General features: G+C 68.7%; 1 protein-coding gene (running past both ends of the window). It reads left to right on the top strand.

This entire window lies inside a single protein-coding gene on the top strand: locus ABD927_RS11560, encoding an LEPR-XLL domain-containing protein (protein ID WP_345249471.1). The 50,052-nt coding sequence extends 12,731 nt beyond the window's left edge and 20,164 nt beyond its right edge, so the window shows coding positions 12,732–29,888 (codon 4,244, partial, through codon 9,963, partial); the first codon wholly inside the window starts at nt 2. The start codon and the stop codon both lie outside this window.

Raw genomic sequence — 17,157 nt, 5'->3', positions numbered from 1 at the left:
CGGCGGCGGCCTGCACATCCCGACCTCGGGCGACGACCTCGTCCTGAGCTACGACAGCGCGCTGCTGGCCGTCACCATCGAGCACGCGCTGCTGAACGTCGGCGATTTCTTCCAGATCGAGGGCAGCTTCGCGTTCCAGCGCGTGAGCACGCATGTCGACGTCGACACCGGTCTGTCGTCGCCGCTGCCGCCGGGGCTGATCTCCGATTTCAACCGCTTCGACCAGCTCGGCTACCTCGGCAAGGACAGCCACGGCAACACCGACTATTCGCGCCTGAACGACCTGCCGGTCGACGCCATCACGATCGGCGCCGCCGGCGTGACGATCACCGTGGGCGACCCGGGCGATCCGCTGTTCACGATCGACGACATCGACGTGGCGTTCGCGATGATGCGCGCCAGCAAGTCGGCCGATCCGAACGCCGTGATCCCGCTGCTGTATTCGATGAAGGCCTACTGGCCCGCGCCGCTGGACCTCGACTGGGGCTTCATGCAGGTGCAGGTGCACGACCTGTCGCTGAACCTGAACGGCGGCGGCGTCTGGCGCGGCACGCAGCTCTCGCCCACGGTCGACTATCTCTCCAGCTTCGGCGCCATCGGCATGCAGGTGGCCACCGGCGGCACGCCGGTCAGCTTCACCTTCGACCACGCCATGTTCGGCGTCGACGTCGGCCATGCGCTGCTGAACATCGACGACTTCTTCTTCATCGAGGGCGGCTTCTCGATCACCCGCGGCAGCAACGTCTCGGTCGACATCTTCACCGGCTTTGCCGACAACGACGAGTTGCATGCCGCGAGCACGCTGTCGCCGTGGATGGGCACCAACACGTCCCTCGGCCACTATTCGAAGCTCACCAACGTCTCGATGAACCTGGTCACGATCGGCCTGTCCGACGTGAAGCTGTTCGTGGGCTCGGGCCCGTATTTCAACGACGACGGCAGCACCGATCCGGACGCCGTCGGCCTGGTGGTCGACAACCTCGACCTGGCGCTGGCCATGTTCAGCGACCCGACCGCCCGCCTGGGCCGGCTATGGGCGCTGTCGGCCCACACCGACCAGATCGCCTTCACCGGCATCGACTTCCTGACGATCCAGGCGCTGGACGCCAGGATCCAGGCCAACCAGGGCACCGAGTGGAGCACCGCGGCCGGCTACAAGCCCTACGTCGACTTCGTCTCCACCTTCGGCCCCGCCGGCCTGCAAGTCACCACCGGCAACGATCCGATCTCGCTGGCCTTCACCAGCAGCTACATCGGCGTCAGCGTGGCCGAGGCGACGCTGATCATCTCCGACTTCGTCCACATCAAGGGCGGTTTCAGCTTCCAGCAGGGCAGCCGCCAGCGCTTCAACATCGACACCGGTACCACGCTGGGCAACCTGGCGATGGCCGGCACCTACGCCGAGCTGGCCGCCAAGGGCTACCCCGTCGGTCCCGATGGCCGCATCAACGCCGAACTGGAGGCGATGACGATCGGCCTGAGCCACGTCGACGTGTTCATCGGCTACGGCACGCCCGATTTCGATTCGGCCACGCCGATCCGCGACCAGGACGGCGTGTTCGGCCTGGCGGTCAGCGACGTCGACCTCGCGCTGGCCATCCTGAAGCCGACCGGCACGCTGGCCACCGTGCTGCCGAAGTTCATGGCGATGACCGGCTCGGCCGACGAGTTCCTGGTGGCCGGCGGCGCCGACATCTTCGAACTGTCGAGCGGCCGCATCGACCTGCAGATGAACTGGAGCACCGGCTGGAAGGCCGACCCGAACTCGCATGCGTCGATCGATTTCGCCAGCACCGGCGGCCTCGGCGTGACGGCCGGCGGCAGCACGCTGACCATCGGCTACGGCGCCGGCGCCTTCATCCAGGCGCAGGTGCACGACGCGCTGCTGGCGGTGTCGGAGTTCGTCTACTTCTCGGGCGACTTCTCGTTCCGCATGGGTTCGGGCACCGAAATCACCGTCAAGGGCCCGGGGGGCATGTCCTTCTCCGGCGTCAAGGCCAATTCGATCGAGTTCGGCGCCAACAACGTGCAGGCCTTCGTCGGCGTCAATGGCCCGTACCGGGTCGACAGCAACGGCGACGGCGTGATCGACGCCAACGACCCGGTCAACGACGAGGCCATCGGCCTGGTGATCGACGACTTCGACCTCGGGATGACCATCCTGACGACGCAGTACGACGCCCTCAATCCGCTGATCCCGGCCAACACCAAGTTCATCGGCCTGAAGGGCCACGGCGAGGACATCGGCTTCGTCGGCTTCGGCAGCGACTTCATCCAGTTCTCGCTGCAGGACGTCAACGTCGGCGTCAACATCAGCAGCCGCCAGGGTTTCATCGCCGACTTCACCAATAACGGCGCCTCGGCCGGCTACCAGATCGCCACCGGCGGCGATCCGGTCGTGCTTGACTACGACAACGAACTGCTGTCGGCCTCGGTGGCGCACGCCACCGCGTCGGTGGCCGGCATCCTGTCGCTGCAGGGCGGCTTCACCTTCCAGAAGCGCGTCGTCGACGACGTCACCTTCAAGCTGCCCGGCACCTCGCTCACCGCGCCGGCCCAGGCGCTGCTGGTGGCCGGCAAGGACATCTACGCCTTCGCAGGCATCAACGGCCCGTATCGCAAGGACACCAACGGCGACGGCGTGATCGACGACAACGATCCGCCCAGCGACGACGCGATCGGCCTGGCCATCGACAACCTCGACTTCGCGCTGGCGATGATGTCGCCGTCGGTGGCCCCCGGCACTTCGCTGCCGGGCAAGTTCTACGCCGTCACGGCCACCGCCGACCTGGCGGGCCTGGTCGGCACCGATCCCTTCCTGACCCTGAACGGCACCAACATCAAGCTCGCGTTCAACGGCGCGATGCTGGGCAGCGTGCCGCTGCCGGGCGCCTACGTCGACTTCAGCACGATGGCCGGCGGCGGGCTGGACATCCCGATCGGCAGCGCCGGCGACAGCATGCGGCTGGACTTCGACTCCAACTCGCTGCGCGTGGCGATGGATGCCCACCTGGGCATCTTCGACGTGATCGACATCGACGCCAGCTTCGACTTCAGCTTCGTGCTGCCCGACACCGGCAGCCTGTTCCCGTCGATCAGCCTGTCGGGCATCGGCGACATGCTGCCGACCCTGTCGCCCGACCTGTCGTTCCTGCAGGGCGCGGTCGACTTCGTGCGCAACCTCGACCTGTCGATCGGCTTCGACCCGAGCATCGGCCTGACGCTGTTCGGCAAGCTCGAGCTGCCCGACCTGTCGCTGAACCTGGGCGACTTCATCCACCTGCGCGGCGACTTCCAGCTGAACATCGGCGAGACCTTCACCGGCACGATGTACACCGGCCTGCCGCCCGAGATCTCGCTGATCGAGTCGCTGCTGGGCGACCAGGCGGGCTCGATCCTGGACATGCTGCACTCGATGTCGGGCCTGTCGGACGACTACTCGCGCATCTCCAACATCACCTTCAAGGGCCTGAGCTTCGGCGCCAAGGACGTCTACGCCTTCATCGGCGCCGGCACGCCCGAATACCAGGAAATCGCCGGCCAGCCCGGCAAGCTGGAAATCATCAACGCCGACGACCTGTTCGGCTTCGGCGTCGAGGGCCTCGACGTCGGCCTGGGCATCTTCAAGGCCCAGCTGCCGGCCTTCTTCAACGCCCAGGATTTCATCTCGTTCTACGCGCACGCCGACGTGATCCGCACCTACGGCATGGGCGACGTGCTCAAGATCAACGCGCAAGACGTGACGATCGAGATGAACTCGGGCGGCCAGTTGTTCGGCGGCGCGATGCGCTCGACGGCCGACTACCTGGCCAGCTTCCCGGCCGACCCGAATTCGGGCCGGCCCGCCGGCTTCGAGGTCAAGACCGGCGGCACGCCGGTCTACCTGCAGCTGGCCGGCAACGACCTGCTGGGCCTGGACATCGGCCACGCCGACATCGTGGTGGCCGACTTCCTGTACCTGAGCGGCTCGCTCGCCTTCCGCAAGGGCGAACGCTACAACGTCGACGTCAACATGGGCGGCCTGCAGCAGCTGATCGACGACGCCACCGGCGGCGACAACACCAAGCTGAAGCTGCAGGTCGAGATGATGACGCTGGGCGGCGCCAACCTGACCGGCTTCGCCGGCGTGGGCGGCCCGTACCGCTACGGCCCCGACAACGACGGCGACGGCCTGCCCGACATGATCAACGAGGGCGCCATCGGCGTGGCGATCGACGACGTCGACTTCGGCATGGCGATCTCGACCCCGGCGCTGGCCGGGCTGATCCCGGCGCTGGCCGACGTCGCGCCGCGCTTCCTGACCGTCAAGGCCAGCGTCGGCACCGCCGGCCTGGTGGGCGTCGATCCGGACATCCTGTCGGTGGTGGCGCACGACGTCGCCGTCAACATCAACACCTTCTACCTGCCGCAAGACCCGACCGGCGGCTACCTGAACGCCGCGCTGCAGCTGTTCGGCCCGCCGTCGATCGACTGGGCCAGCTCGTTCCCGAACTCGCCTGAAGACGCCAACGGCAACGGCGTGCTCGACCCGGGCGAGGACCGCAACACCGACGGCGTGCTGGCGCCGTACGGCTTCGCGCTGCCGGCCGGCGGCAACAACGCCGTCATCATCGATTTCAACGAAGAAATCATCCAGGTCGCGATCGGCTACGCCGAGATCAACCTGGCCGGCTTCCTGCAACTGTCGGCCTCGATGGCGCTGACCAAGAAGGGCTCCGAGCAGGTCACGCTGAACAACGGCCAGCAGACCACGGTCACCTCGCTGGCGGTCGGCATCAACGACGCCTACGGCTTCATCGGCGTGGGCGGCTACTGGCAGGACAGCAACGGCGACGGCCGCATCGACGAACGCGATACGCCCAACGACGGCGCCGTCGGCCTGGCGGTCCAGAACCTGGACCTGGGCCTGGTGCTGGCCAAGGAACTGGTGATCGGCGTCGGCTCGGTCGACATCGGCGTCTACATCGCCGGCCGCGCGAGCGTGGACTACATCGGCCTGGTGGGCGTGCCCGGGGCCGAGGTCAACGCCGAAAACCTGATGATCGAGATCAACACGGGCGCGCGCGTGTCGCTCAGCCTGGGCGAGATCGTGCGCGACGCCGACACCGGCGCCGTGTCGTTCGCGCCCGACGTGCATGCCTCGTTCAGCCTGACCACGATCGATTTCAGCAAATCGACCTGGACCGATTCGGCCGGCGCCGTGCACGAGGGCTACGGGATCCCGACCGGCAATCCCGACGAGCCGATCGTGCTGACCTACAACGAACAGTACCTGCGGCTGTTCGGCGAGGCGCAGGTCAAGCTGTTCGGCCTGGTGTCGATGACCGGCGTGCTCGACTTCCGCTTCAGCGAAAGCGAGGGGCTGACCGCGTTTGCCGACGTCAACGTGCAGATCGGCCCCGACGGCCTGAACCTGAGCCGCCACGGCACCGGCCTGCTGGTGGTGCGCGCCGGCGACGACCCGGGCGTGGCCCTGCGCCTGGTGCTGGACAACAACCTGGACCTGGGCCCGCTGATCAGCCTGCAGGCCAGCCTGGAACTGAACCTGAACACCTTCGGCCACGACGTGGTCTACCAGGTGCCGGAGCAGTTCCGCGACAAGGTCGATTTCGAGACCTTCACGATCAGCGCCGCGCCGCCGGGCAAGCCCGACTGGGTCGGCCCCTACGCGGCCGTCACCGGCAACGGCAACCTGTCGCTGCTGGACGGCGCGCTGTCGCTGAAGGGCGACTTCGCCATCATCGTGTCCTTCTCCGACGGTGCGGTGCGCGCCGAGCTCGGCGCGACCGCCACGCTCGACCTGCCGCTGCTGGAGCCGCTGTCGGTGACCGGCACGCTGGGCCTGGTGGTCGACGGCGACCGCACGGGCGTGTACGGCTCGCTGGAGATCGGCGGCTCGGGCGTCGATTCCAAGATCATCGACGGCGGCGTGTTCAGCGTCACCGGCCGCTTCGTGCTGCAGCTCAACACCACCTCGGTGCAGCAGGAAGTGCGCACGCTGGCGCTCGACGAGCATGGCCAGCCGCTCAACACCGTCATGCTCGATCCGCAGATGCTGCGGATCTCGGGCCGCGCCAGCATCGCGGTCGGCTCGGTGGAGCTGAAGGGCGCGGTGGACCTGCTGATCGACAAGCAGGGCGTGCAGGCCGCGCTCGACGTCTCGCTGGACCTGGGCGGCTTCGGCGAGATCGAGGTCGGCGGCGCCGCCGCCTTCCTGGTCGACGGCAACGGCAGCCCGGTGTTCGCGCTGCGGCTGGAGACCCATGTCAGCCTAGGCGTGGACGTCATCGGCATCGACGCCAACGCGATCCTCGAGATCAACACCGGCAGCGCCGACTACACCACGCTGCACGGCGACGTGATCCGCGGCAACACGTTGTTCAACCTCCAGCTCGACGGCACGATCAAGCTGTTTACCTTCGACGTCGACTTCGACGGCGGCATCAGCGTCATCGACGACGTCTTCAAGCTGGAGTTCAACGGCCACCTGAACTTCTTCAACGCGCTGATGATCGACGTAGGCGGTTTCGTCACGTCGGAAGGCGACTTCCAGATCTACGGCCGCGCCGAGCTCGACATCCACTTCGGCCCGTTCCACCTGAACGCCGGCATTTCGCTGATGCTCAGCAGCCAGCCGAGCTTCGGCGCCTCGGTGTGGGGCTCGCTCGATTTCGAAATCGACCTGGGCCTGTTCTCGGTCGACTTCACGCTGGCGGGCTTCCGCGGCGACATCCAGATCAATCCGGCCAGCGCCTACCTGGCTGCGCAGGTCACGGTGATGGGCATCACCGTGTCCGGCAGCATCAGCTGGTCGTGGGGCGATCCGCCCAAGATCGCCTACCAGGTCGGCGACACGCTGTACCTGAACATGGGCGACGCCTCGGGCCGCTACGGCAGCGGCACCATCTACGACGACATCGTCCACGAGTCCTACTCGATCGAGCAGGAAGAGGGCAGCAACGTGGTGTCGGTGTCGTCGCTGGGCGTGACCGAGAACTACACAGGCGTCAACAAGATCGTCGCCAACGGCGGTTCCGGCAACGATTCAATCTACGTCGGCCGCTACGTGACGGCGCAGCTCGACTTCGACGGCGGCGACGGCAACGACAGCTTCGTCATCCTCGGCGGCGGCGCGGGCAGCGTGGTACGCGGCGGCGCCGGCAAGGACCAGTTCCTGAGCGGCGAAGTCGGCGGCATCCGCTACGAGGGCGGGGCGGGCGACGACCGCTTCGTCGGCGGCGACGCGGCCGATATCGTCGACATGGGCGATGGCGTCAACACCATCACCAGCGGCGCCGGCAACGACATCATCTACGTCACCAACGGCACCACCACGGTGGAGTCGGGCGACGGCGACGACACGATCTACGTGTCGGGCACCGGCTCGCTCAACGTGAAGGGCGGCGCCGGCCGCGACCTGCTGGTGCTGGCCCCCGTGGTCAGCACCGCGCCGCTGATGCTCAACGACCACCAGCTGCGCATCCAGACGGCCGACGGCGAACGCATCATCACTTTCGACGACACGCTCGACCGGTTCGAGCTGACCGACAACACCACCACCCGCACCGTGCTGAAGACGGCCCCCGGCGCGAGCTGGGGCGCGACCAGCCTGTCGATCTACAGCGGCGGCATCGTCGACGTCACGCAGGCCACCCTGATCGCGCCCGATGCGCTGTTCAGCGTCAACGCGGCCGGCATCGACGGCGTGCTGAACACCCACGTCGCCCAGCTGAGCGTGGTCAACCGCGGCACCGCGGGCGCGGCCTACGCCGACATCGTGGTGCGCGAGGCCGACAGCCTCGACCTGGTCAGCGACGCCTGGGGCGTCGCCGGCGGGCTGACCACGCCCAACGGCCACATCGACGTGCAGCTGGCCGCCCGCGAGGCGACCCTGACGCTGCTGTCGGGCTCGCTGTCCACCGGCGCCGGCGGCGGCGACATCCTGCTGGTGGCCGACGACATGAGCTTCGCCAGCGGCGCCGACCGCGTCAGCGGCACCGGCGCGCTGGTCATCCATGCCATGTCGCTCGACCAGGGCTACCGCATCGGCGGCGCGGCCCAGACCACCTATGGGCGCGACTTCTCGCCCAACGGCAATACCGGCTTCCTCGAACTCGGCATGGCCGACCTGTCGGCGCTGAAGGACGGCTTCTCGGGCATCACCATCGGCCACGCCCAGCCGGGCGTGCAGATGTTCATCGGCGACGCCGCCGACGAGGCCATCGGCGACTTCCTGTTCTCGGCCAAGCTGCGCGACCATGTCACCTTCATCGCCGACTTCATCTCCGTCGTCGGCGACGTCCAGTCGACCGACACGCTGCTGCTGCAGGCCCGCCTGATGGAAGTGCAGCGCCAGAATTCGCGCGACCCGCTGGGCGTGCCCGATTCGGGCCTGCACGCGCGCGAAACCGTGATCCGCCTGACCGAGCAGCTGGTGGTCAGCGGCTGGATCCTGGGCGACGATCTGGTCGACATTTCGGTCCAGGGCAGCACCGGCGAAGGCGCGCTGGTCGGCTACGGCGCCGACATCAACAGCATCACCACCGACGCCAGCGCCTCGATCCGCAGCCTGAACCCGGGCAGCCGCGTGGTGCTCGAGGCCTCGCACTCGATCGTGGCCGCCTCGGCCATCCGCGCCGAGGGCGCCGATTCGTCGATCCACCTGTCGGCCGGCACGCTGTTCAAGCTGCTGCAGGGCGGCACGCTGGCGGCCCAGGGCGACCGCAGCAGCATCGAGATCGAGGCGGGGGATTCCGTCAGCCTGATGTCGGGCAGCGCCGTGCTGTCGGGCGCCGCGTTCGCCGACGACGGCCTGACCCCGGTGCTGACCGGCCACGACGCCACGCTGTCGATCGTCACCACCGGCGAACTGCTGCTGTCGGGCTCGCTGACCGCGGCCGGCGCGCTGACCATCGACGCCGGCGGCGCGGTTTCCGACCACGCCGACTATTTCGACACGCTGCCGGGCAAGACCCTGGCCAGCACCTCGCAGGCCGACCAGTTCGCCGCCATCATCGACGCGCTGAACAACGGCCAGATCCACGTCGACCTGCGCCAACTGTTCGGCGGCCCCGACACGCCGCTCGACGCCGGCGCCACCGCCACGGCGCTGGCCAACTACACGCCGTTCGAATCGCTCAGCGACGAGGCGCGCGCGGCGCTGGTGGAGTCGCTCGGCTACACCGTCTACAGCGACGGCGCCTACTACAACCCCGAGACCGGCGCCTTCCGCGTCGACCTGTCGTCCGGCGCGCACGTGGTCTACCACAACGCCGACATCAACTGGGGCGCGGCCGGCGCGCCGGCCGCCGACGCCTCCTTCGACCAGCTCACGCTGGCGCAGCAGAAGGCGGTCGCCGCCAGCCTCGGCTACGCCGTCTACGAAGGCCTGCTGTTCACCAAGAGCGGCCCCGGCGGCGTCGAAGAGGCCGCGACCTCGTTCGTGCAGGGCCACGCCTACGACTACGACAACAGCCAGATCGACTGGGCCGCGGCCGGCGTTCCGGCGCCCGCGGCCGGCACGCAGTTCGACCAGCTCAGCGGCGCCCAGAAACTGGTGGTGGCCGAATCGATCGGCTACGTGTTCGACTACTACTCGATGCCGGGCGACCTGTGGTTCGGCGCCAACGAGGACGCGTCCGACGACGTGCCGCGCCCCGACGCCGACGCCGGCTACAGCCAGCTGACCGACGCCCAGCGCGCGATCGTGGTCGCCTACCTGGAAAACGGCAGCAGCACCGACTACAAGTACTTCTTCAACTACAACGCGGCACCCGACAAGAAGCAGGTCGCGACCTTCACCGAAGGCCCGGCGGTCGACTACGCCAACGAAGACATCTACTGGGGCGACGCCGGCGCTCCCGCGGCCGGCGCCTCGTTCGGCGACCTGACCGACGCGCAGAAGATGGTGGTGGCGCGCGCGCTGGGCTACGAAGTCCACGACGGGCTGACCTTCGTCAAGCTGGACGCGGCCGCGGGCGACCGCGTGGTGCAGTCCTTCGCGCAGGGCCAGGCGGCCGACTACGACCTGTCGACCATCGACTGGGGCGGCGTGGCCGCGCCGGCCGACGGCGCCACGTTCGAGGACCTCGACCCGGCGCAGCGCGCCGTGGTGCTGGAATCGCTGGGCTACGACCAGGTCGGCCGCGAGGTGTTCTACGACGCCGATACCGGCGCCGTGCTGGGCACCCTGGCCGAAGGCAGCGACTACCACAACGCCGACATCGACTGGGGCTCGCTGAACGTGCCGGCCGCCGGCACCGCCTTCGCCGACCTCAGCACCGCGCAGCAGGACGCCGTGCTGTCGCAGACCGGCTTCCGCCGCTGGGACGGCGTGGTCTACTTCAACGCCTCGGCTGCGCCCGCCGACCAGTACCGCATCACCTTCGTAGAGGGCGACGACTACCACAACGACACCATGCGCTGGAGCGACGTGCCGGCGCCCGCGGCCGGCACGCAGTTCGGCGACATGACGGCCGACCAGCAGTACCGCGTCCTGAGCCAGAGCGGCTTCACGCACTACGGCAGCGAGGTCTACTACAACGCCGGCGCCGCCGACGGCAAGCAGTTCATGACCACCTTCACGGAAGGCATCGACTACCACAACGCCGACACCGGCGCGGTCGGCGCCGACCGCTGGATCGTCACCGACGGCACGCACCGCTACGTGATCGAGGCCTACGACGCGCAGAACGACGGCCAGGTCGACGAGATCCGCGTGCTCGAACCGCACGAGCTGCTGGGCCAGCGCGGCTTCGGCTTTCTGCTGACCGGCACCATCACCACGCTGCAGGACGACGCCGACTTCACGGTGTCCACCGCGGGCGACGTGATCGTGCGCGGCAACATCAACCTGCTGGGCGAAGGCGCCGACCTGACGCTGCAGTCGGACAACTGGCTGTACTGGGAAGGCCAGGCGCACGTCAACGGCAACATCACGCTGATCGGCGGCGCCAGCCTGGACGGCAGCAGCCTGGGCGGCGCGCGCGCCGACGGCACCAGCCTGTACATCGCCGACACTTCCACGCTGAATACGGTCACCGCCGGCAGCCACATCACGCTGGTCGGCGGCCTCGACGTCGAGATCCATGGCGCGATCGTGGCCGGCGGCACCATCGGCGACAGCGGCACCACCTGGCTCGGCGCCGATTCCACCATATCGGTGCAGGCCGGCGAACAGGTGCTGGTCGACACCGCGCTGGCCGCGGCCAAGTCGGTCACCATCACCACCGCCGGCGCGCCGGGCGCCGACGACGGCGGCTGGGGCGTGATCGTCACCAGCGCCGGCGGCCTCACCGCGGCCGGCCTGACCTCCGACGGCACGGGCGGCCTGGTGTCGGTCGACGCCGTGGGCGGCGTGACCATCGCCGGCATGGTCCTGTCCGGCGGCACCGTGCAGCAGACCTATGTTGACGGCGCGCTGCAGTCCGAGACCATCGACTGGTCCGGCCAGGACTCCACCGTCCGCCTGCACTCGGCCGGCCAGCTCTACCTGGGCGGCATGGCGCAGACCATCGACGGCGGCAGCGTCGAGGTGGGCGCGACCATCCGCGCCAGCCAGCTGATCGACCTGGCCGGCGGCCACAGCGCCGACGGCATCGGCGTGCGGATGCCGGGCGCGGCCCGGATCGCGGTTTCCAACGCCGACGGCGAGATCGACATCGACGCCGCTCAGGATGCCGAACTGAACGGCATGATCGTGGCCGGCGGCGAGGTGCTCGACCACTACGACGCGGCCGGCGCCTACCTGGGCAGCACCACGCAGACCTACGGCGGCGATTCGATCATCCGCATCTCGGCCGACGAGCAGATCCGCCTGGGCCGCGACCTGATGGCCGGCAAGATCATCGACGTGCGCGGCGGCACCGATCCCGACACGCCCACCGAAGACAATCCGTGGGCCGGCCAGGGCATCGTGCTGGGCGGCAACGTCCACCTGAAGACCTGGCAGGAAGACAGCTCGCTGACGCTGTCGGCTTCGGGCGACCTGTCGGTGCTGGCGCCGGCGTGGACCGAGGAACTGCTGGCCGACGGCTTCGGCGAATACGCCGACGGCCACCTGGGCGGCGACGCCGCCTTCCGCCTGACCATCGACCTCGGCGCCTACACCGCGACCGCCATCATCAACGTGTCGGCGCAACGCAGCGCCGGCGCCGGCACCGGCCTGGGCGGCCTGATGGACGACCTGCAGGCCGCGATCGAGGCGGCCGACTTCACCGTGGTCGGCAACCCCGGCGCCGACCCCGTGCACGTGACCGCCGACCAGCTGCAAGTACGGCTCAACGACGGCCGCCTGATGCTGACCGGCAATGCCGACTTCAGCATCGCGGCGGTCGCCGGCGGCCACGCCGAACGGCTCGGCTTCACCCAATTGGCCGACGAGGACGCCTCCGGCGGCCCGCTGGCGGCCGACCGCGGCTGGGCGCTCGACGCCAGCCAGCGCGGCTCGGTGGTCAACCTGGGCAAGGCCAACGCGCCCGGCGGCGACATCACCATCGAGGGCTCGATCCGCGCCTACGCCGGCATCAACCTGTATGCCGGCACCAATGCGCTGGGCAACCAGAACGTCACCCTGACTTCCACCGGCCTGCTGGAAACGCTGAGCGGCGGCATGCACCTGACGCCGGCCGGCAACGCCGTGATCGAAGGCGACCTGGTGGCGCGCGGCGTCAACGCCGACATCGTGATCGAGGCCAGCCAGACGCTGGAACTGCGCGGCGACCTGACCGCGCAGCGCGACATCATCATCTCGGCCGGCACCCAGCAGCACGACGGCGAAACCAGCCTGTCGACCTACGGCACCAGCCACCTGACCACGCTGGACGCGGGCGGCCGCATCATCCTGAGCGGCCTGAACGACGTCCACATCAACAGCGCGATCGGCCAGGGCAGCGCCAGCCTGAGCCTGCTGCAGGTGTCGTCCACCTACGGCACGCTGACGCTCGACCAGGAATCGGGCTGGCTCGAAACCGGCGCCCAGCTGCTGCTGTCGGGCAGGAACATCGACCTGGCGGGCGTGATCCGCAGCGACATCGCCACCGACGCCACCTACGACTACGAAGTCGACATCAGCGCCACCGGCAATGTGCTGATGCACGCAGATTCCTCGCTGGCCGGCTCGCTGCGCATCACCGCCGGCGGCGACATCGCCGTCTGGGAGAAGGGCCTTTCCGCCACGGCCGCGGGCCAGAGCGTGGTGCTGTCGGCCGGCGGCGACATCGCCATCGGCAGCACCGGCGGCCGCAGCGGCGGCGCCGTGCTGGTGGCCGACAAGCTGCTGTCGCTGACGGCCGGCGGCGACATCGCGCTGGCCGCCGACGGCCAGCTCTACAGCGGCGCCGTCAACAGCTCGGTGGTGCTGGATGGCAACCGGGTCGACCTGCAGGGCACCGCCCGCGCCGGCGTCGAGCCGGCCGACGCCGGCGGGCTGAGCTCGCCCGCCGACGGCGCGCAGCTGACGATCCGCAGTGCGCAGGAAGTGCTGGTGGGCGGCGCGCTGTCGGCCACCGCCAAGGTGCAGATCCAGGCCGGCACCAACGATGCCGGCCTCGGCCTGGCGATGGCGCAGGGCTCGAGCCTCGACGCCGCCGGCGCCAACGCCCAGGTCCTCATCACGGCCGACGGCGACGTGCAGCTGCGCAGCGCGGTGACCGCGCTCGGCGGCGGCGCCGACATCGAGGTCCGCTCGCGCTCGCAAGTGCTGGTGGCGGGCCTGGTGCGCGCCGACGACCAGGTGCTGGTGGTGGGCGGCACCGATGCCTCGCGCATCGGCGTGCTGATCGATACCCTGGTCACCGACGCCGCCGGCAGCTACGTGTCGGGCGGCGAGCTCGATACCCACGTGGGCGGCACCGTGACGGTGCAGGCCACCGACGGCATCACGGTCGGCTTCCAGATCGGCGAGCAACAGGGCACCACGCCGAAAACGGCCTCGGTGTTCAACGTCGTGCTGTCGTCCAGCTCGGGCGACGTCATCATCCAGCGCAACATCGAGGTGCAGGAGTCGGTGTCGATCACCGGCGGCAACGTCAGCATGACCGACGGCAGCCACATCTACGCGTGGGGCGCCGATTCGTCCATCTACATGCGGGCCCGCAGCGCGCTGACCATGTCGGCCGGCACCCCGCCCGACGCCGACGGCAACGTGCCCGAAGGGCAGGAAATGCCCATCGCGCGCGCCGGTTCGCTGGTGCACCTGGCCGCGCCCAACATCACGATCAACGGCAACATCCAGGTCGACCAGGATGCGGCGGACGGCCGCGTGCTGCTGAACGCCGGCACCTCGCTGGTGATCGGCGGCCTGATCGGCTCGGCCAACGACATCACGCTGAATTCCGGCGTCAACATGAACTGGACGCGCGAGCAGATGGAGGGCGAAATCCTCGGCTCGCAGCTCGGCAACGGCAGCATCCGCATCCAGGGCCAGGGCCTGGTGCAGGCCGAAGGCACGCTGAAGGTGCAGGCCGGCGGCGACGTCGTGCTCGACGCCGCGCCGCAGCTGCAGGGCGTGCGCCAGGTGCTGGTGCCCAGCTACCGCACGGTGGAGCAGACCACCGACGAGGTGGTCGGCTACCAGCAGGTGGAAGACGGCCAGATCACCGTGCCGCAGATCAGCTGGGAAACCACGACCATCACCGAGCAGGTCGGCACCGAGCTGGTCCAGGTCGGCAGCGAGTACTACACGATGAACGTGACGCTGTCGCAGATCGGCTACTACAACCCGAACGCGCCGGAAGGGCAGCAGTTCCGGGAAGTGCTGATCGAAGGCGTCGACTACTTCAACGGCGACATCGACTGGAACAACGCCGGCGACGAGCAGAACCCCAACCGCACGGCCACGAGGGTCGAGGGCACCTACAAGGACGCCACCTACAAGACCTTCGCGCAGCTGGACGACGCCCAGCGCTGGGCGGTGCTGAACAGCACCGGCTACATGCCGCTGTACCAGTTCACCTACGACCACGCCGTCGACCACAAGACCGTCAACGGCACCACCACCGAAACCACGTACACGCCCAGCTGGGACGGCAATGCCGAGCAGGTGTTCTACGTCAACGTGTCGGGCTGGCGCGACAAGTACATCGCGATGCCCGCCGGCGCGCAGGAAGACGTGCTGCGCGTGGTATCGCAAGGCGAGACGAAATACCTGACCGGCGACGCCAGCGCCGACGGGCTCAACAACGCGGCCGGCCAGGACCTGGGCACCTGGACCACCGACCGCGAGGGCGCCACCGGCGAACTGGTGGGCTACTACACCGACACGGCCCAGGTCGACTATACGCAGAAGAAATCCGTCTATACCGATGCCGACGGCAGCGGCACCGACTACGGCGATTTCGACAACAGCCCAGGCTCGTGGGACGCGGTCTACCATGGTTATAGCGGCGAGCGGATCTACGACGTCGCCGGCCGCCCGATCGCCGAGGTACTGCGCGATCCCGACTGGTCGTGGGCCACCGGCGGCACCGCCAGCGGCACCGATCGCTGGACGCCGGGCAGCGGCGGCGGCTATCGCGAAACCAGCAACATCACCGGCACCGCCGCGTACATCGACATCCTGAACCACGATACGGCGTCGCTGAGCTACATCAATGGCTCGCACTTCGTCCACGCCCGCCAGGCGGTGGGGTACGCGCCCGGCATCGCCGCGGGCGGCAGCGCGTCCACGCTGTACTGGGACATCAACTACGGCGGCGACAGCACCAGCCTGTCCGGCTTCAACAGCTGGATCGGCGACCACTGGAACGACGAGGCCAGCTCGGTCCGCTTCAGCGCCGATACCTACAAGATCCGCTTCTACCAGCACATCAACTACGGCGGCGCGTCGTACGACGAGTACGGCTCGGACTCGTTCATCAAGCACGACGGCTTCGACAACGACATCATCAGCTCGTACAAGGTGTACGGCTACCGCTACGAGAATTACCACGACGAAAGCTATCAGTGGACCTCGGGCGACCACGCCATGTACGACCAGCGCATCCAGCTGCAGTATCAGCTGACCACGCTGGCGACCGACGTCTACGACTATCGCCCGGTCTACCAGACGACCACCCAGGACGTGATGGTCGTCAGCAACCAGACCGTCACGGTGTGGAAGTCGGTGCCCATCATCCAGCAGGTCACGCACCTGGTGACCGAGGTGGTCTACGACGAGGCCAACGCGCGCACCTACGGCGAATTCAACGGCTCCTCGCTGCAAGGCGGCAACGTGGTGATCGACGCCGGCGGCTCGGTCCGCCTGAGCGGCAAGGTCACCGCCGAAGACACGCTGTCGATCGACAGCGGCGCGCTGCTGCAGATCCAGGGCAACGTGCACGATGGCCAAACGGTGGCCACCACGCTGCAGGGCAACCACATCGATCTGTCGGCCGGCACCAACCTGGTGCTGGACGACTCCGGTGCCCTGCTGGGCACCGGCACCGACGCGCAGATCACGGTCAAGGCGGGCAGCGACGCCACGATGGGCGGCATGGTCCAGGCCGCGCCCGACGTGGTGCCCGACCACGATCCCGACGCGCCGGCGCCGTCGCCCGTGCACAGCACGCTGGCCGGGATCGCGGTCGACGCCGGCCGCGACATCTACCTGAGCGGCACCATGACCGCCGGCCACATTTCTCTGACGGCCGGTTCGGCCGCCGCCGGCAACGCGCTGGACGGCGACATCTACGCCGACGCCGAAACCAGGCTGATGGCCACCGGCGGCGACCTGTCGCTGACGGCCGGCCACTACGGCGGCAACATCATCCTGTCGCAGTCGATCCTGCAGGCTTCCGACACGATCCACGTGAACGCCGAAGCCGGCTACATCGAACAGGTCCGCTTCATGGTCCTGCCCGACGGCGCGGTCGGCCCGTCCGACGCGCTGGGCGTGGCCAGCGGCCTGCTGCAGGCCGACAGCCTGCAGGCCTCGGCCGAGACCGGCATGATTCTCGGCACCGCCGTGGCCCATGCCGACCTGTCGCTGTCCGGCCTCGGCAACATCGACCTGACCAACACCGGCGACCTGGCCCTGGAGGCCGACACCGCCAACGGCGGCATCACGGTGCTCAACACCGGCAACTTCCATGCCGACCACGTGGTCACCGGCACCGACAGCGACCGCAACGACATCAGCCTGACGGCGCGCGTGATCGACGGCGCCGGCTCGGCCGACGT

Origin of the sequence: Pigmentiphaga soli (genome assembly GCF_039541095.1) — a bacterium.
Lineage (GTDB): Bacteria > Pseudomonadota > Gammaproteobacteria > Burkholderiales > Burkholderiaceae_B > Pigmentiphaga > Pigmentiphaga soli.
This window is presented reverse-complemented; position numbering and strand designations above follow the sequence as displayed.